The organism is Novosphingobium sp. 63-713, from assembly GCF_001898925.1.
GTDB lineage: Bacteria > Pseudomonadota > Alphaproteobacteria > Sphingomonadales > Sphingomonadaceae > Novosphingobium.
In genome coordinates this window covers 131656-148753 of the sequence record NZ_MKVS01000027.1, presented here as the reverse complement: position 1 = coordinate 148753, position 17098 = coordinate 131656, and the positions used below count along the sequence as shown (strand labels likewise).

The window sequence follows — 17098 nt, the reverse complement described above, 5'->3', positions numbered from 1 at the left end:
TGCAAGTGACCACGTCTGACCACGACACTGTTTGTACGCTGAGCCTGTCCTGTGGGGACCAGCCCGGCCTTGTGGCCAAGGTGGCGGGCTATCTGGCGGGGCGCGGCGGCAATATTCTCGATGCCCAGCAGTTCAACGACCGCCTGACCGACCGCTTTTTTATGCGCGTGATCTTTGCCTTGCCCCAGGGCGATACGGCCGAGGAATGGCGCGCCCATTTCGGCGATCTGGCCGCCGAACATGCGATGGACTGGCGCCTGCGCGTCCATGGCGAAAAGCAGAAGGTCGTGCTGATGGTCAGCAAATTCGACCATTGCCTCGGCGATCTGCTCTATCGCTGGCGCATCGGCGAGATCGACATGGATGTGGTGGCGATCATCTGCAACCATGACCGCAAGCATATCACCACCAGCCTGATCGGCGATCTGCCCTTCTATCATCTGCCGATCACCAAGGACACGAAGGCGCAACAGGAAGCGCAGATCAAGGCCATCGTGACCGAAACGGGGGCCGATCTGGTGGTGCTGGCGCGCTATATGCAGATCCTGAGCGACGATCTGGCGGGCTTCCTGTCGGGCCGCTGCATCAATATCCACCACTCGTTCCTGCCCGGCTTCAAGGGCGCCAAGCCCTATCATCAGGCCTATGAGCGCGGGGTCAAGATGATCGGTGCAACGGCGCACTACGTGACCGCCGACCTCGACGAAGGTCCGATCATCGCGCAGGACGTGGGCAGCATCAGCCACGCCCATGCGCCCGAGGACCTTGTACGCAAGGGCCGCGATATCGAACGCCGCGTGCTGGCCGAAGCGGTCAAGGCGCATCTGGAGGATCGCGTGTTCCTCAATGGCCACCGCACCGTGGTATTCCCGGGCTGATACAGGAGGCGGGGTGTATGGATAGTGTGATCTCTCTGCGCCCCGCGCCTGTTGCGGGCTATGAGGTGGCCGAAACGGTGGTGCGCCTGTCAGGTTTCGAGGTGATGGCCGCCGTCGGTGTCAATCATGGCGAAATCGGGCGGCGTCAACCGCTGGTCATCTTCGCCGAACTGGGCCTTGGTGTGGGCGCCATCGACCGGCTGGAGCAGACCGTCGATTATCGCGATATCGGTGCGGCGGCGGAACGCCTTGCGCGCACCCACATCGATCTGATCGAGAGCTTTGCCCGGCAATTGGGTGAGGCTTGTCTGGGGATGGGGTCGGTTTTGTGGGCGCGTGTGCGGATTGATAAGCCTGAGGCGGTTGATAATGGGATGGCCTCGGTGTCGGTGATGGTGCGGGCGGTTTAATCGCGGATTTTATGCCTCCGGCGGGTTAAGGGCGGGGGCCCTTAACAATCCCAATACTGTGTTTGTTGCGCCATGGGTTCGGCCTTGTGCAAGTTTGCCGCGCCGCAGGCTATAAAGCCGCTTTGCGGATTAGCGCATGTCGGCCATGTTGCGCGCACCCATTAACGGGATTGCAAAGGGACAAGTCCCTTTGCCCGCCGGAGGCCAATTTTCCTCCTTCTACCGAGGATCAATCCGCAACCCCGCCGCCCTCCTGAACAGTTCTAGCACCAGCGGATCGCTCTCCTCGGCCCGGATCGCGGCCTGAAACTCGATCCCGCGTTTTGGCCGGGGCCACACTTCCTGCAGCCGCCCGTCTGCGACCGCCTCGCGCGTCATGGTTTCGGGCAGCAGGGCCATGCCTTGCCCCGCCGCGATGATGTCGATCAGCATCCGGGCGTTGTTGCAGGTGCGGATCGCGGGTAGGGCATCGCCCGAGAGGGTTTCGAGCATGACCTGATGCAGCGGCGACTGGCGGGGCAGGGACCAGAGCGGGGGCGTCGCGCCCTCGCGCATAGCCGCCGCCGTCGTGGGTGAGGCCAGCCATTGCAGCGCCACCCCGCCGATCGATGCGGTCTGCAGCCCCGGACTGGCCACTGGGCCGGCCAGAAACACCAGGTCGCTCGTTGCGCCCAGCAGATCCTGCAGCAATTGTGCGGTCAGGCTTATCGTGATGTCCAGCGTCACAGCGGGCATGTCGTGCTCGATCTCGGCCACGAAACCCGGCAGGCAGGAGGCCGCCGCGATCTCGCCGGTGCCGATGCGCACGACGCCGCGCGCGCCCGCCAGATTGTCCGCCGCCAGCGTCCGTTCCAGCGCCGCCCAAAGCGGTTCGGTATCGCGCACCAATTGCCGCCCGCGCACCGTCAGCAGCATCCGCCGCCCCTCGCGCCGGAACAGGGGATAGCCGATCTGCGCCTCCAATTCGCGTACGCGGGCCGAGATGGTGGGCTGGGTGGTGTTCAGTCTCTCCGCCGCCGCTGCAAAGGTGCCGAGGCGCGCGATCCAGAGCAGGGTTTCAAGGTGATAGAGGGCGATGCGGTTCAATTTATGCCTCCGGCCAGCAAAGGGCGGGGGCCCTCTGCAATCCCGTTAATGGGGTGGCGCCATGGGGTCGACGTTGGGCGGCGCGGCGACTTCAATTTCCATCCCCAGTATCGGGATTGTTAAGGGCCCCCGCCCTTAACCCGCCGGAGGCACCTTTCTCTGCACATTCCAATACATCACCACTACCTATCAATAACCCAAAAAAACTATCATTAGAACACATCATTTTCCTTCGATACAGTCACCCCTATATCAATCCCGAGAGAGAGGGAGCTGTATGGCGAGCAAGGTTTATCCCAGCGCAGAGGCCGCGCTGGAAGGGGTGTTGCGCGATGGTTTGCTGATTGCCAGCGGGGGCTTTGGCCTTTGCGGCATTCCGGAGCGTCTGCTGGATGCGATTCAGGCCAGCGGAGTCAAGGATCTGACCTTTGCCAGCAACAATGCGGGCATTGACAATGAAGGCATCGGCAAGCTGCTGCGCACGCGGCAGGTGAAGAAAATGATCTCGTCCTATGTAGGCGAGAACAAGGAGTTCGAGCGTCAGTATCTGGCGGGCGAGCTTGAGGTGGAATTTACGCCTCAGGGCACCTTGGCCGAGCGTCTGCGCGCGGGCGGGGCGGGCATTCCGGGCTTTTACACCAAGACGGGCGTTGGCACGCTGGTGGCCGAGGGCAAGGAAACCAAGATCTTTGACGGCCAGGAATATGTTCTGGAGCAGGGCATTTTTGCCGATCTGGCCATTGTGAAGGGCTGGAAGGCCGACACCACCGGCAATGTGATTTTCCGCAAGACGGCGCGCAATTTCAACGTGCCCGCCGCCACCGCCGGCAAGATCACCGTGGTCGAAGTTGAGGAGATCGTCGAGCCGGGGCAGCTTGATCCCGATGCGATCCATCTGCCCGGTGTCTATGTTCAGCGCATTGTGCTGGGCAGCTATGACAAGAAGATCGAATTCCGCACCACCCGTCCGAAGGAGGCCTGAGCAACATGGCTTGGAACCGCAATGAAATGGCCGCCCGCGCCGCGCGTGAGCTTCAGGACGGCTTTTATGTGAACCTTGGCATCGGCATCCCGACGCTGGTGGCCAATTACGTGCCCGAAGGGCTCACCGTGACGCTGCAGAGCGAAAACGGCATGCTGGGCATCGGCCCGTTCCCCTATGAGGGTGAGGAAGACGCCGACCTCATCAATGCGGGCAAGCAGACGATCAGCGAACTGCCCCATTCGGCCTATTTCGACAGCGCGCAGAGCTTTGCCATGATCCGTGGCGGCCATATCGACCTGACCGTCCTTGGCGCGATGGAAGTGTCGGAAGGGGGCGACATTGCCAACTGGATGATCCCGGGCAAGATGATCAAGGGCATGGGCGGGGCGATGGATCTGGTCGCGGGCGTGAAAAAGATCATCGTGGTGATGGAGCATTGCGCCAAGGATGGCAGCCCCAAGTTCATCCCCGCCTGCACGCTGCCGCTGACGGGGCGCAATGTGGTGGACATGATCGTGACCGATCTGGCCGTCTTTGCCCGGCCCGATCACAACAGCCCGTTCAAGCTGGTCGAACTGGCCCCCGGCGTTACGGCCGAGGAAGTGCGCGAAAAGACCAGCGCGCATTACGTCGAATAAGGCAAACCGCCTGACAGGAAAAAGGCCGGGGCGGAGATGATCCGCCCCGGCCTTTTCTTTAATCCACTACCACCGCGCCGCCTTGCGGAGGAGCCGGTTTGCGCGTGCACCACAGCAGCGCCAGCATGGCAATGCAGCCCATGCCCGCAAACCAGAAAATGTCGAGCGAGGAGAGCAGATAGGACTGGTTCACCATCTGCCCGGTCAGCGCGCCGGTGGCCTGCGCCTTGCTCATGCCGATGGTCTGCAAATGGTCCATCGCCTGAACATAGGCCGGATTGCCCGGATTGGCGGCCTCGGCCAGACGGCTCTGGTGCAGCACTTCGCGCCGGTCCCAGAAGGTCGTGGTGATCGAGGCGGCAAAGGCGCCCCCGGTAATGCGGGCAAAGTTTGAAATGCCCGTGGCCGAGGGAATGCGATGCGGCCCCAGCCGGTCAAACGACAGCGTGGTCATCGACATGAAGAATGTGCCCATCGCCGTGCCCTGAACGATCGAGGGCAGGACGAAATGCCAAAGGTCGGTATCGGGGGCAAAGCCGGTGCGCATCATATAGGACACCGCAAAGGCCAGCAGCGCATAGGTGGCGACATAGCGCAGATCGAGCGTACCCGCCGCCCGCGCCACCAAAGGCGCCAGCAAAAAAGCCACCATGCCCGCAGGCGCCGACACCAGCCCCGCCCATGTCGCGGTATAGCCCTGCTGGGTCTGCAGCCAGAGCGGCATCAGCAGGTTGCTGGCAAAGAAGAAGCCATAGCCCAGACAGAAGCACAGCGTGCCGATGGCGAAATTGCGGCTCTTGAACAAGGTGAGGTCGACCGCCGGGTGCTCCTCGGTCAATTCCCAGATCAGCCAGGCAAAGAAGCCAAGGACCGCCACCACCGACAGCGCGCAGATGAAGGTGGAATTGAACCAGTCCTCATCCTTGCCAAGGTCGAGCACGACCTGAAGCGAGCCGACCCACAGGATCAGCAGCGCCACCCCGCCCCAGTCGAAGGGCAGCTTGACCGGCGGCGTATTATAGGCCCGCATCCGCGCCATCAGCACACCCACGGTGATGAAACCCACCGGTACGTTGATGAGGAAGATCCAGCCCCAGTGATAATTGTCGGAAATATAACCGCCAAGGATCGGCCCCAGCACCGGCCCGACCAGAGCGGTCATCGACCAGATCGACAGGCCAACGGTGCGCTTTTCGGGCGGGAAAATTGCCAGCAGCAGCGCCTGGCTGCCCGGAATCATCGGACCCGAAACCGCGCCCTGCAACAGGCGGAACACGATCAGCGAAGGCAGCGACCAAGCAATCCCGCAAAGGAACGAGGCCAGCGTGAAGAGCGCCACCGAGGCGATGAACGTGTTCACCACGCCAAAGCGCCGCATCAGCCACCCGGTCAACGGCACGGTCACGCCATTGGCCACGGCAAAGGCGGTAATCACCCATGTCGCCGTGCTGCTCGCCTCGCCCAGATTGCCCGAGATCGTGTTGAGCGCAACATTGGCGATGGTGGAATCCAGCACCTGCATAAAGGTGCCCAGCGCAAGGGCGAAGGCCGCCGAAAACAGCGCCGCGCCATGCAGCGGCGGGGGCGTTGCGGGCGAGGGGCTGTTATCCTCAACCGCGAATTCGCTCGCGTCCAGATCTTGCGAGGGGGATTGGCTCATGACCTCTGCCTTCAGCGGCCGGCGTTTGCCGCGATGATCCGGCGGATGCGCGCCTCGATCTCGGGGCTGACGGTATCGACGGGTTCACTGGCCTGCGCGGCGGCGGGGATCGCGGTCACAGGCTGTCCGGTGCCCTGCGAAGTGTCGACCTTGACCGTCACCGACAGGCCGAGGCGCAGCGGGTGTGCGTCCAATTCCTTGGGGTCAAGCGCGATGCGCACCGGCACACGCTGGACCACCTTGATCCAGTTACCGCTGGCATTCTGCGCGGGCAGCAGCGCGAAGGCCGCGCCCGAACCGGCCGAAAGGCCGATGACCTTGCCGTGGAACACCACCTTCTTGCCATAGGCGTCGGAATGCAGTGTGGCCGATTGCCCGATGCGTAGATTGGCCAGCTGCGTCTCGCGGAAATTGGCGTCCACCCAGACCTTGCGCAGCGGCACCACCGACATCAGCGGCGCGCCGGGCGCAACCTGCTGGCCCACCTGCGCGGCGCGCTGGGCCACCACGCCATCGACCGGCGAGGAAAGATGCATATGCGAGCGCACGATGGCCGCGCGCTTGACCGCCGCGATCGCGGCCAGAACCGCCGGATTGCCCGCCACATCGGTGCCGCCCACGGTGCTTTCCGCGTCCGCTCGATGACTGCGCGCCAGATCCAGATTGGCCTGCGCCATGCGCACGGCCTCGCCGGCATGGGCGACTTCTTCGGCGGAAATGGCGCCCGAGGAGACAGCCTTTTCGCGGCGCGTCAGATCGCTCCTGGCGGCGGCAAGGCGAACCTCGGCCTGCGCGATTTCGGCATCGGCAGTGCCCACCTTGGTAAAGCCCGAGCGCACCGTGCGCGCCGCGCGGGCCAGTTCGGCCTCGGCCGCGGCCAGTTGCGCATCCGCCAGCGCCGGATCTAGATCGACCAGCGGCTGGCCCGCCTTGACGCCCTGCGTGCTTTCGGCATGGACTGCAATGACGGTGCCGGGATCGCGCGCGGTGATCTGCGTGACATTGCCCGCGACATAGGCGTCATCGGTTTCCTCGTTGGCCGCGCTCATCATCGTATAGACACCGTAACCGGCAAGGCCGACCAGAGCCGCCACGCCCAGCATCAAAAGGCCTTTGCGGCGGGCGGCGTTCTTGGCCGGGGGAGGGCTGTAGCTGTCGGCCATGGCGGAGGTATTGTCCTTGTCAAAAGAATGGTTTTGCTGGTTCATGGCGATTACTTTCCGGCCGGGGCGGGGGCGCCCGCCTGCTGATCGGGGATCGGGGCAAACCCGCCGCCCAGCGCGATCAGCAACTGAATGCGTTTGACGGCCCCGTCGGCGGCCAGATCGACCTGCGCCTGACGCGCGGCGAGCAGGCGTTCGCCCGCGCTCAGCACGTCCAGATTGGTCGAGAGGCCTGATTGCAGCCGCACCTTGTCGAGCGAAACAGTTTTTTCCAGCCCGGCGAGGATCTCGGCCTGCTGGCGTGCATCCGCCCGGTTGGTGTCTACGCCCGAAAGCGCATCGGCCGCCTCTCGCACCGCGCCCACCACCGCCTTGTTATACTGGGCAATGGCAATGTCGGCGCCTGCCACAGCCTGCCGATATTGCGCGCGGATCGCCCCGCCCGAAAAGATCGGCAGATGGATGGCGGGGCCAAACCCGCCCGTCAGCGCGCTGCCGGTGAACAGCGAGCCGATGCCCAGCGCCTGCGCGCCCACAAAAGCCCGCAGATTGACGTTGGGATAGAAATCGGTCTTGGCGATCTTCTCGCCCGCCATCGCCAGTTTGACCTGTTCGCGCGCGGCCAGCAGATCGGCCCGGCGCGCCAGCAGGTCTGCGGGCAGGGTTTCGGGAACGGGCAGCGCCTTGTCCAGCGCCAGCGTTGGCGCGGTCAGCCCGGCGCCGTAATCAGGCCCGCGCCCGACCAGAGCTGCCAGCGCATGAACGGCCAGCGCTCTTGCGCCCAGCGCGCGGGTCAGCGCCTGTTCGGCCTCCGATTGCAGGGTGCGCGCGCTGGCGATGTCAAATTCATTGCCAAGGCCCGCATCGCGCCGCCCCGTCACGATCCGCAGCGAGGCCGAGCGCGAGGCGACGAATTCACGCGCGATCCGGGCCTGTTCCTCGGCGCGGGCGAAATTGACATAGGCCTGCGCGACATTGCCCGCCAGCGCCACGCGGGCGGCGGCCAATTGCAGCTCGTTGGCGTGGGTATAGACCTTGGCGGCCAGCACCAGTTCCTTTTGCCGTCCGGCCAGATCGAGCGACCAGTCGAGATTGGCCTGCGCGTTGGAAATCCACGTCCACGATCCGCCTAGCGGTGCGGGATAGATATAGCGGTTCGACAGGCGCTGATCCATCGCCGAGGCATCGGCTGAGACCTGCGGCAAAAGGCCCGAACGCGCCGAGGCGATCAACTGGCCCGCCATGCGCAGCCTTGCGGCGGCCTCGTCCAGCGAAGGATTGCCCGCCAGCGCATCGGCCATGATGCGGTCAAGCTGGGGGTCGCCCAGCGCCTGCCACCAGTCGGCGGCCACCGGCACAGGCGCCGTATTGGTCAACCCCAGGTCGGCGGCCTCGCGGGGTTTCAACTGCGGCCTGTCATGGGGCAGGGCGGCGCAACCGGCCAGCATCGGCCCGGCCAGCAGGGAGAAAGTCAAAGCCATGGCCATCTTTGCCGATGCCCGCGGCTTTGTAAGGGATTGAGTCATGGGTAGCTTTCGTTCCTCTTCCTGACGGATTTCCGGGGGCCGACAGGAAGTTTTGCAAGGGCGGGCCAGAGGCAACCCGTCCTGATACTGACAATTGTGTTATAGTGCAGCGCAGCGTCAAGGATTATCCGCCCCGGCGGCATAATAGTGTTTCCCAATTGACTATAATGACCACTCAATCTTTGTATCCATTGGCCCATTTCGGCAGGGTCAGATGCGGGCGCAGAAAATCCAGCAGCGCGCGCACCCGCGCGGGGCGCGCCCGGCCCGGCGGCGTGATCAGATAGAGCGGGCCGGGCGGCGTGCTCCAATCCGGCAGCAATTCGATCAGGCGGCCCGCGCGGACATGATCCCACACGAAATATTCCGCCATCAGCCCGATGCCCACCCCCGCCACCAGCGCAGGCACCAGCGCATCGGCATGGTTGGCGCGATAGCGGCCATTGACGCGCACGGTTACAGGATCCTCGTCGCCGCGGGCGAATTGCCATTCGTGGCTGTTGGCGATGTGGCTGGGCAAGACGGCGGGATAGCGGGCCAGATCATGCGGCGTTTGGGGCGTCCCCAGCCGCTCGAGCAATTCGGGCGCCCCCACGAGCGGGCGGCGCAGCGAGGACAGGCGAACTGCGCGCAGGCTGGCGGAATCGCCATCGAGCCCCACCTGAATGGCCGCATCGAACCCTTCGGCCACCAGATCGACCCGGTTTTCGGTCAGCACCAGATCGACCTCGATCTCCGGATTGGCCTTGAGGAACTCCGGCAGCACCGGCGCGATCACTTCAACGCCCAAAGCGCTGATCGTGGCGATGCGCACAAGGCCGCGCGGGATGGCGGCTTCGTCCAGAATATCGGCCTCGATTGCCGCGCCGTCGATCAGAATGCGCGCTGCCCGTTCCAGCGCAAGGCGGCCCGTTTCGGTCAGCGACAATTTGCGCGTGGTGCGGTGGAAGAGGCTGGCGCGCATCCTGTGTTCCAGCCTTGTTACGGCCTTGGACACGGTCGTCTTGGCAAGGCCCAACTGCTCGCCCGCGCGGCTGAAACTGCCGCATTCGGCCACTTTGGCAAAGATGGCCCATGCTTCAAGATCGGGGAGCGAATGCGGCATGGCGGCCTTTTGCCCCATGCGCGCAGGAAGGGGAAGGGGGCTGTACGCCCGCCTTCCCCTCAAGGCATCAGAGTTCTTCGGGCCAGTAGAGGCGCATCGGATTGGTAACGAGCAGCTTTTGCTGAAGCTCGGCGGTGGGCGCGATGCGCGGGATCATGTCGACGATATGGCCATCATCGGGGATCGCCTTTTCCATGTTCGGATGCGGCCAATCGGTGCCCCAGATGCAGCGGTCCGAATAATCGGCCACCAGCGGCGCGACGGCGCGGGCGAAATTGTTCCAAGGATCGCCTGCGGCCAGATCGAGGCGATCCGGGCAGGTCGGCTTGAACCAGATGTCGGGGCGAGAGTCGAGCAGACTGCGGAACGCCTTCATGTCGGCGCCATCGGGGCCTTGGGTCACATCGGGGCGGCCCATGTGATCGACCACCACCAAACGCGGCAGAGCGGCAATGAAGGGGCGCATCTCTTCAAGGATATCAGCCTCGAAATAGATGACGATGTGCCAGTCCTTGGGCAGGCGATGGGCCACTTCAAGGAACTTGTCCTTGGGCGCGTCATCGACCAGACGCTTGAGAAAGTTGAAGCGGATGCCGCGCATCCCGCCTTCGTGGAGAGCCGCGATTTCCTCGTCGCTGATCGCCGGATCGACCACGGCCACGCCGCGCGCTTTCCCGCCCGACACCGCGATGCCGTTGAGCGTAGCGGCATTGTTGGTGCCGTGGCACGAGGCCTGAACGATCACATTGCGCGAAAAGCCCAGATGATCGCGCAGGGCGAACAGCTTGTCCGGGCCGGCGTCTTCGGGCAGATATTTCGCCTTGGGGCTGAAGGGGAAGTCGGCCATTGGGCCAAACACATGGCAATGCGCATCAATCGCGCCCGGCGGCGGGGTATAGGTCGGCTTGGACGGATTGCCGTGCCAGCTGGTGATACGTTCAGACATTGATCTCTCCTGATTATCCGAAAACGGTGCCGTCCATCAGCTTGCGCGCGGTGCGCAGCAGGGCAGCGGTCTTCACATCGCCCGCTTCATCGGTTTCCAGCACGCAGGTCATCTCGCCGGTGGGATGCTCGACCGACAGGGTCTTGCGCGCACCTTCGGGGATCTGCGCCACCTCGGCGGCGGGCGAGCCCTTGAGCAGGCAGGCCGTGGCCACGGACACCGCGCCCAGAACGCCGATCGTGGCATGGGCGCGATGGGGGATGAAGCTGCGCACCGTGACCGCGCCGCCGTTCTTGGGCGGGGCCACCAGCATCATCTTGGGGACGGATTTTTCCTTCACATCGCCAAGATTCATTCGCTCGCCCACAGCCAGACGGATCGCCTCGATCTTCGCTTTCAGCTCGGTGTTGGCGTCCAGCCGGTCGCGGTCCTCATAGCCGGTGATGCCGACATCTTCAGCCTTGAACACAACGCAGGGCATCCCGTTGTCTATCAGCGTGACGCGCACGCCATTGACCTCGTCCACTGCATTGCCGGTGGGCAGCAGCGCGCCGCAGGAGGAACCGGCCGTGTCACGAAATTCCAGCGGGACGGGAGCATGGCTGCCGGGAACGCCGTCGATTTTCGCCTCGCCCTTATATGACACCACGCCGCCCGGCGTCTGGACCGTGGCGACGGCCACCTGCCCGGTGTTTTCCATGAAGATCGCCACGCGGGTTTCTTCGCCCGTAGCTTGGATCAGCCCGCGTTCAATCGCAAAGGGGCCGACACCGGCCAGAATATTGCCGCAATTCTGCGCGTCGGTCACAATCGCCTGATCGACGAAAACCTGCAAAAACAGATAGTCCACGTCAATGCCGGGACGCTCGGATTTGCTGACCACGGCCACTTTGCTGGTCAGCGGATCAGCGCCGCCCATGCCGTCGATCTGCACCGGATCGGGCGAACCCATCACGCCCAGCAAAAACGCATCGCGCGTGGCGGTGTCCGCAGGCAGGTCGGATTTCAGGAAATAGCCGCCCTTGCTGGTGCCGCCGCGCATCCACATACAGGGGGAGATGATCTCTGTAGGCATGGGAATGGTTCCCTTTTTTGGGATTTCAGAAGGTTATAGATGCGAGGGTCGAGACCCTCGCGCTCCCATTACTGTCTTTGTTGCGCCTCGGGTTGGGCGTTTGGGTGTCGGACGCGCTCTTGGAGCTTTAAAGCCTGCGGCGCGGATGGCACTGGCCTCACCGCGCCGCAGGCTTTAATAATGACTTTGCCCCAAAACACCGCCTCGGCCATCGAGGCGCACCCCCATTAACGGGATTGCCAAGGGACGAGTCCCTTGGCCCGCCGGAGCACCCTTCACCTTCAAACGTACTTCAACCCTTCTTTCTCCAACCGCTCACGCATGTTGTAGATGTCCAGACCCAGCACCCCGGCGGCCAGCTTTTCGCGCTTGGCCGCTTCGTTGGCCTCACGAGCCTGCGCGGCTTTCAGCACTTCGGCGGCTTCCTCGCGGCGAACCACGCAGACGCCATCGTCATCGGCCACGATCACATCGCCCGCGTTGACCAGTTGGTTGGCGCAGATGATGGGGACGTTGACGCTGCCCAGCGTGTTCTTGACGGTGCCTTGGGCATAGACGGCCTTGGACCAGACGGGGAAGTTCATCTCGGTCAGGTCGCGCACGTCGCGCACGCCTGCATCAATGACGAGGCCACGGCATCCGCGCGCCTGCGCGCTGGTGGCCAGCAGGTCGCCGAAATAGCCGTCTTCGCAAGGCGAGGTGGGGGCAAGGACGAGGATGTCGCCTTCTTTCAGCTGTTCGATGGCGACATGGACCATCCAGTTGTCGCCGGGGGCGGCGCTGATCGTCACGGCGCTGCCTGCGATGCGCGCGCGGGGATAGATCGGGCGCATGTAGCTGGCCAGCAGGCCCTTGCGGCCTTGCGCTTCGTGAACGGTGGCAACGCCGCAGGCGGCGAGGCCGTCGATGACATCAAGGGGTGCGCGCTCGATGTTCTGGACGACGATGGAAGACATGAAGATCCTCTCTGGATGGTCGATAGGTTGGCTGGCATGCGACATGCGCCGGGGCGCCGTCACGCTCCAATGCGAAGTTGTCTAAGGTCATAAGTTTCTGCTAAATGTGCGAGCATGATCGAAAATGGAATCGGGGATCGCCCGCTCAATATCCGCCATTTTGCCGCGCTGGCCGCGACCGTGCGCCATGGCAGCCTGACGCGCGCCGCCCGCGCGGTAAACTTGACCCAGCCCGCCTTGACCCAGGCCATCGCTGGTCTTGAGGCGAGCCTTGGCGTGACCCTGTTTGAACGCAGCGCGCAAGGTATGACGGCCACCGAACCGGCGCTGCTGATGGCCCCGCGCGCCGAGGCTGCGATCGACCATATCGGCAGCCCGCGTGTCACCGGAACCCAGCTTCGCGCGCTGCTCGCGCTGGCCCGCGCGGGCAGCTATGCCGGGGCGGCCGAGGCGACTGGCCTGTCCTCGGCCAGCCTTCACCGCGCGGTGGCCGATCTGCAAGTGGCGCTGGGCCAAAGGCTGGTGGACCGGCGCGGGCAGCATGTCGCGCTGACGCCCACGGGCCAGCGGCGCGCGCGCGGGTTTGGCTTGGCCATGGCCGAATTGCGCGCGGGCTTGGCCGAGGTGGCGACATGGCAGGGCAAGGCGGCCGGGCGCATCATCGTGGGTGCGATGCCTTTGTCGCGCGCGCGTTGGTTGCCCGAGGCGATCAGCCGGTTTGCCCGCGAATATCCCGGTGTGGGCGTGATGGTGGTCGAAGGGAGCCATGGCGAATTGTCCGGCCCGCTGCGCGATGGCGAAATCGACCTGATGCTGGGCGCCCTGCGCGAAGGGGCCGAGGCCGAAGGGCTGGCGGGCGAGGCTGTGTTCGCCGATACGCCGGTGCTGGTGATGCGCAAGGGCCATCCGTTGGAGTCTGTGGCCGAGCCGGGGGCGGAACTGGCGGATTATCCGTGGATATTGCCGGGTTCCGAAACACCGCTGCGCCGCCATTGGCAGACGATGCTGCGCGCGCTGGGGGCCGAGCCGCCGCGCGTGGCCATCGAATGCGGGTCGGTGATGACGATCCGGCAATTGCTGCTCGACAGCGACAGCCTGACCCTGCTCAGCCGGTCGCAGGTAGCGGTCGAGCTGGACGCGGGCGTGTTGACCGCGCGCGATCTCGTTTCGGGCTTTACGCGCAGCATCGGGATCACCACGCGGGCGGGCTGGCGGCCGACCGCAACACAGGAGGCCTTTGTGGCGATGCTGCGCGAATGCGGAGCCGGCCAAAGCTGAACGATGGGCAAAGCTGACGGGCTTTGTAAAAACTTATGGTGGCGGATGCCTTTCGATTGGTGCGCGCGCGAGGCTTGGCGGCATGGCTGTAGGGATAAGGAGATTCGTTCGTGTCACATACTATATCCCTGATCGGCTATGGCGAGGCAGGCTCCACCTTTGCCCGTGCGGGCGGCTGGGGTGAGGCAGCGGACGGGGCGGGCGGCAATGCGCGCGCCGGTGTGTGGGATGTGCGCCCCGAAAGGCTGGCGCTGGCCGCGCAGGACGGGCTGATGGTGGCGCGCGATGCGCAGGAGGCTCTGGCCGGGCGTGCGATGGTCCTCTCGCTGGTGACGGCCGACAGCGCGTTGCCCGCCGCGCAGGACTATGCCGCATTCCTGCCCAAGGGCGCAATCTGGGCCGACTGCAATTCCGTGGCGCCGGGCACCAAGCGCGAAGCCGCCGCCGCAATCGAAGCGGCTGGCGGCTGCTATGTCGATGTCGCGGTGCTGGCCCCGGTCGATCCGGCGCGGTTGAATGTGCCGCTGCTGCTGGCCGGGCGTGAGGCGGGGCGGGCCGAAGCCATGCTGCGCGAGGCCGGTTTCAACAATATCCGCATCGTGGGCGATGAAGTGGGCCGGGCATCCGCGATCAAGATGATCCGCAGCGTCATGGTCAAGGGCATCGAGGCGCTGACCGCCGAAATGATGCTGGCCGCGCAGGAAGCGGGGGTGGTCGATGAGGTGCTCTCCAGTCTGGACGCCAGCGAGAAGGCTTGGCCCTGGGCCAAACGTGCGGCCTATAACATCGAGCGGATGGTGACGCATGGCGCCCGCCGCGCCGCCGAGATGGAGGAATCGGCCAAGACCCTGACCGGGCTTGGCATCGAGCCGATGATGACCAACGGCACCGTTCTGCGCCAGCGCGACATGGCGGGCCGTAAAGAGAGATTGATCGAGGGAAAGGAGTAAACCCCCGTGAGCCTGATTATTGACTGTCATGGCCACTACACCGTTCTGCCCAAGGGGCATGACGCGTGGCGTGAGGAACAGAAGGCCGCCTTCAAGGCCGGCGTTGCTGCTCCGGCCTATCCGAAGATCAGCGACGATGAAATCCGTGAGACGATTGAGGCCAACCAGCTTCGCCTCATCAAGGAACGCGGCGCGGACCTGACCATCTTTTCGCCCCGCGCCAGCGCGATGGCCCCGCATGTCGGCGATCAGAGCGTGGCCGTTCCCTGGGCGCAGGCCTGCAATGATCTGATCGGGCGCGTGGTGGATCTGTTCCCAGGCGTGTTCGAGCCGGTCTGCATGTTGCCGCAATCGCCTGAGGCGGATCTGACCAACTCGATCAAGGAGCTGGAGCGCTGCGTCAACGAGATGGGCTTTATCGGCTGCAACTTGAATCCTGATCCGGGCGGCGGCTATTTCAAGCATCCGCCGCTGACCGACGAATACTGGTTCCCCTTCTATGAGAAGATGGTCGAACTTGACGTTCCGGCGATGATCCACGTTTCGGGTTCGTGCAACCCGGCGATGCATGCCACAGGCGGCTATTACATTGCGGCCGACACGATTGCCTTCATGCAATTGCTCGAAGGCGATCTGTTCAGCCGCTTCCCCACGCTGCGCTTCATCATCCCGCACGGCGGCGGCGCTGTGCCTTATCACTGGGGCCGTTATCGGGGCCTTGCCGACATGCTGAAAAAGCCGTCGCTCGACACCCATCTGATGAACAACATCTTTTTCGACACCTGCGTCTATCACCAGCCCGGCATCAATCTGCTGGCCGATGTGATCGACAACAAGAACATCCTGTTCGGGTCGGAAATGGTGGGCGCGGTGCGCGGGATCGATCCCACCACCGGTTTCTATTTCGACGACACCAAGCGGTATGTGGATGCGCTGGAGATTTCGGATGCCGAACGCCACGCCATCTTCGAGGGCAATGCCCGCCGTGTGTTCCCGCGTCTGGACGCCAAGCTGAAGGCGCGCGGCCTGTAATCAACGATCTGCCCCGTCCGGCGTGCCGGGCGGGGACGGGTTTGGGAGAATGAAGATGGCTGAGAACCCCACACAGAATATTCACGAATATCTGGCCGAATTCGACGATATTCCCGGCACGCTGGTCTATACCGCTGCGCGCGCGCGCCGTGGCTATTGGATCAACCAGTTCGCCATGAGCATGATGAAGCCGGAAAACCGCGAGCGTTTCAAGAAGGACGAGCGCGCCTATCTGGACGAATGGGATATTTCCGAGGAAGGCAAGCAGGCGCTCCTGCGCCGTGATTACAATGCGCTGCTCAAGCTGGGCGGCAACGTCTATTACCTGTCGAAGCTGTTTTCGGCCGACGGCATTCCCTTTGCCGAGGCATGCAGCACGATGACCGACATGACCTGGCCCGAATATCGCCAGATGATGCTGGATGGCGGACGCAGCCCCGAGGGCAACCGTTCGATCCGCGAAAATCTTGCCGCCGCCGCCGCGGCCGCTCAGAAAAACTAAGGGGAGAGAAGATGGCCAAGATTACCGCCGGTGTCGGCTCCAGCCACGTGCCCCTGTTGGGCGTGGCCGTGGATCAGGGCAAGGAAAAGGACGATTATTTCGGCCCGATCTTCCGTGGCTATGACTGGACGCGCGAATGGGAAAAGGCTGAAAAGCCCGATGTCGTCGTGCTGGTCTATAATGACCATGCCAGCTATTTCGACATGAACATCGTGCCCACCTTCGCCATCGGTTGCGGCGAGCGTTTCGGCATTTGCGACGAGGGCTGGGGCCCGCGCCCGGTGCCTGAGGTCGAGGGGCACCCCGATCTGGCATGGCACATTGCCCAGAGCCTGATCCTCGACGATTTCGACATGACCATCTTTAACAAGTTGGATGTCGATCACGGTCTGACCGTGCCGCTCTCGATGATGTTCGGTCAGCCTGAAAAGTGGCCCTGCAAGGTCATCCCCTTTGCCGTCAACGTCGTGACCTATCCGGTGCCCTCGGGCAACCGCTGCTGGGCGATCGGCGAGGCGATCAAGAAGGCGGTCGAGAGCTTCCCGGAAGATCTCAACGTCCAGATCTGGGGTACTGGCGGCATGAGCCACCAGCTTCAGGGACCGCGCGCGGGCCTGCTCAACCGCGAATGGGACAACAAGTTCCTCGACATGCTGGAAAGCGACAATGACGATGTGCGCCATATCCCGCATATCGAATATCTGCGCGAAACCGGCAGCGAAGGCATTGAAATGGTGATGTGGCTGATCATGCGCGGCGCGATGGGCAAGAAGGTGAAAACCCTTCACCGCCATTACCATATCCCGTGCAGCAATACGGCCATCGGCCATATCGTGCTGGAACCTGCCGAGTAATTCCCGATGCCGGGGCGCTGCATGGCGCTCCGGCCATTCCTATCACGGAGTATC

The 17098-nt window shown here is 63.8% G+C and carries 17 protein-coding genes; 9 read left to right on the top strand and 8 right to left on the bottom strand.

The window, feature by feature from the left end:
- The first annotated feature begins 5 nt into the window (after window positions 1–5).
- Together purU and BGP00_RS14720 are read left to right on the top strand one after the other, a co-directional pair.
- A complete protein-coding gene (purU, locus tag BGP00_RS14725; protein ID WP_292691102.1) occupies window positions 6–878 on the top strand; it encodes a formyltetrahydrofolate deformylase in 873 nt (290 codons plus the stop codon).
- A 17-nt stretch (window positions 879–895) separates the two neighbouring features.
- Complete coding sequence (locus tag BGP00_RS14720) at window positions 896–1288, top strand: dihydroneopterin aldolase (RefSeq protein WP_292691104.1); 393 nt, start codon at window positions 896–898, stop codon at window positions 1286–1288.
- Between the two features lie 219 nt (window positions 1289–1507).
- Here BGP00_RS14720 and BGP00_RS14715 read toward each other — a convergent pair whose 3' ends face one another.
- Window positions 1508–2374 carry a LysR family transcriptional regulator gene (locus BGP00_RS14715; protein ID WP_292691106.1) on the bottom strand — a complete coding sequence of 289 codons (867 nt, stop codon included), beginning with the start codon at window positions 2372–2374 and terminating at the stop codon, window positions 1508–1510.
- A 277-nt stretch (window positions 2375–2651) separates the two neighbouring features.
- Here BGP00_RS14715 and BGP00_RS14710 point away from each other — a divergent pair, with 277 nt between their 5' ends.
- Together BGP00_RS14710 and BGP00_RS14705 are read left to right on the top strand one after the other, a co-directional pair.
- Window positions 2652–3356: a CoA transferase subunit A gene (locus BGP00_RS14710; protein ID WP_168603722.1), complete on the top strand. Its 705-nt coding sequence runs from the start codon at window positions 2652–2654 to the stop codon at window positions 3354–3356.
- A 5-nt stretch (window positions 3357–3361) separates the two neighbouring features.
- Entirely contained in the window at window positions 3362–3997 is a 636-nt protein-coding gene (locus BGP00_RS14705; protein ID WP_168603721.1) for a CoA transferase subunit B, read from the top strand.
- 58 nt (window positions 3998–4055) lie between these two features.
- Here BGP00_RS14705 and BGP00_RS14700 read toward each other — a convergent pair whose 3' ends face one another.
- The 7 genes from BGP00_RS14700 to ligK form a co-directional block, all read right to left on the bottom strand.
- Entirely contained in the window at window positions 4056–5657 is a 1602-nt protein-coding gene (locus BGP00_RS14700; RefSeq protein WP_292691109.1) for a DHA2 family efflux MFS transporter permease subunit, read from the bottom strand.
- 11 nt (window positions 5658–5668) lie between these two features.
- Window positions 5669–6820: an efflux RND transporter periplasmic adaptor subunit gene (locus BGP00_RS14695; RefSeq protein WP_168604083.1), complete on the bottom strand. Its 1152-nt coding sequence runs from the start codon at window positions 6818–6820 to the stop codon at window positions 5669–5671.
- A gap of 50 nt (window positions 6821–6870) precedes the next feature.
- A complete protein-coding gene (locus tag BGP00_RS14690; RefSeq protein ID WP_292925762.1) occupies window positions 6871–8301 on the bottom strand; it encodes an efflux transporter outer membrane subunit in 1431 nt (476 codons plus the stop codon).
- A gap of 220 nt (window positions 8302–8521) precedes the next feature.
- The gene (locus BGP00_RS14685) at window positions 8522–9451 is read right to left on the bottom strand and encodes a LysR family transcriptional regulator (protein WP_292691114.1); all 930 of its coding nucleotides are present in this window, start codon (window positions 9449–9451) and stop codon (window positions 8522–8524) included.
- 67 nt (window positions 9452–9518) lie between these two features.
- Window positions 9519–10397 (bottom strand): amidohydrolase family protein, encoded by an 879-nt coding sequence (locus BGP00_RS14680; protein ID WP_292691116.1) that lies wholly within the window; start codon window positions 10395–10397, stop codon window positions 9519–9521.
- Between the two features lie 13 nt (window positions 10398–10410).
- Window positions 10411–11472 (bottom strand): 4-oxalomesaconate tautomerase, encoded by a 1062-nt coding sequence (locus tag BGP00_RS14675; RefSeq protein WP_292691118.1) that lies wholly within the window; start codon window positions 11470–11472, stop codon window positions 10411–10413.
- Window positions 11473–11753: 281 nt separating this feature from the next.
- Window positions 11754–12428 carry a 4-carboxy-4-hydroxy-2-oxoadipate aldolase/oxaloacetate decarboxylase gene (ligK, locus tag BGP00_RS14670; protein ID WP_183621694.1) on the bottom strand — a complete coding sequence of 225 codons (675 nt, stop codon included), beginning with the start codon at window positions 12426–12428 and terminating at the stop codon, window positions 11754–11756.
- A gap of 114 nt (window positions 12429–12542) precedes the next feature.
- Here ligK and BGP00_RS14665 point away from each other — a divergent pair, with 114 nt between their 5' ends.
- The 5 genes from BGP00_RS14665 to BGP00_RS14645 all read left to right on the top strand — a co-directional run bounded on the left by BGP00_RS14665 (window position 12543) and on the right by BGP00_RS14645 (window position 17044).
- Entirely contained in the window at window positions 12543–13706 is a 1164-nt protein-coding gene (locus BGP00_RS14665; protein ID WP_168603715.1) for a LysR family transcriptional regulator, read from the top strand.
- Between the two features lie 110 nt (window positions 13707–13816).
- Window positions 13817–14656, top strand: coding sequence for an NAD(P)-dependent oxidoreductase (locus tag BGP00_RS14660; RefSeq protein ID WP_292691122.1), 840 nt, complete (start codon window positions 13817–13819; stop codon window positions 14654–14656).
- Between the two features lie 6 nt (window positions 14657–14662).
- The gene (locus BGP00_RS14655) at window positions 14663–15688 is read left to right on the top strand and encodes an amidohydrolase family protein (RefSeq protein WP_292691124.1); all 1026 of its coding nucleotides are present in this window, start codon (window positions 14663–14665) and stop codon (window positions 15686–15688) included.
- A 55-nt stretch (window positions 15689–15743) separates the two neighbouring features.
- Window positions 15744–16190: a protocatechuate 4,5-dioxygenase subunit alpha gene (gene ligA / locus BGP00_RS14650; RefSeq protein ID WP_292691126.1), complete on the top strand. Its 447-nt coding sequence runs from the start codon at window positions 15744–15746 to the stop codon at window positions 16188–16190.
- 11 nt (window positions 16191–16201) lie between these two features.
- Complete coding sequence (locus tag BGP00_RS14645; protein ID WP_168603711.1) at window positions 16202–17044, top strand: class III extradiol dioxygenase subunit beta; 843 nt, start codon at window positions 16202–16204, stop codon at window positions 17042–17044.
- The last annotated feature ends 54 nt before the right edge of the window (window positions 17045–17098 follow it).

Excerpts from the sequence above, each read along its gene's own strand:
- BGP00_RS14720 (WP_292691104.1), top strand. The coding sequence starts at position 896 with ATGGATAGTGTGATCTCTCTGCGCCCCGCGCCTGTTGCGGGCTATGAG.
- BGP00_RS14705 (WP_168603721.1), top strand. The coding sequence starts at position 3,362 with ATGGCTTGGAACCGCAATGAAATGGCCGCCCGCGCCGCGCGTGAGCTT.
- BGP00_RS14645 (WP_168603711.1), top strand. The coding sequence starts at position 16,202 with ATGGCCAAGATTACCGCCGGTGTCGGCTCCAGCCACGTGCCCCTGTTG.
- ligA (WP_292691126.1), top strand. The coding sequence starts at position 15,744 with ATGGCTGAGAACCCCACACAGAATATTCACGAATATCTGGCCGAATTC.
- BGP00_RS14675 (WP_292691118.1), bottom strand. The coding sequence starts at position 11,472 with ATGCCTACAGAGATCATCTCCCCCTGTATGTGGATGCGCGGCGGCACC.
- ligK (WP_183621694.1), bottom strand. The coding sequence starts at position 12,428 with ATGTCTTCCATCGTCGTCCAGAACATCGAGCGCGCACCCCTTGATGTC.
- BGP00_RS14665 (WP_168603715.1), top strand. The coding sequence starts at position 12,543 with ATGATCGAAAATGGAATCGGGGATCGCCCGCTCAATATCCGCCATTTT.
- BGP00_RS14695 (WP_168604083.1), bottom strand. The coding sequence starts at position 6,820 with ATGGCCGACAGCTACAGCCCTCCCCCGGCCAAGAACGCCGCCCGCCGC.
- BGP00_RS14710 (WP_168603722.1), top strand. The coding sequence starts at position 2,652 with ATGGCGAGCAAGGTTTATCCCAGCGCAGAGGCCGCGCTGGAAGGGGTG.
- BGP00_RS14700 (WP_292691109.1), bottom strand. The coding sequence starts at position 5,657 with ATGAGCCAATCCCCCTCGCAAGATCTGGACGCGAGCGAATTCGCGGTT.
- BGP00_RS14680 (WP_292691116.1), bottom strand. The coding sequence starts at position 10,397 with ATGTCTGAACGTATCACCAGCTGGCACGGCAATCCGTCCAAGCCGACC.
- BGP00_RS14685 (WP_292691114.1), bottom strand. The coding sequence starts at position 9,451 with ATGCCGCATTCGCTCCCCGATCTTGAAGCATGGGCCATCTTTGCCAAA.
- BGP00_RS14690 (WP_292925762.1), bottom strand. The coding sequence starts at position 8,301 with ATGGCTTTGACTTTCTCCCTGCTGGCCGGGCCGATGCTGGCCGGTTGC.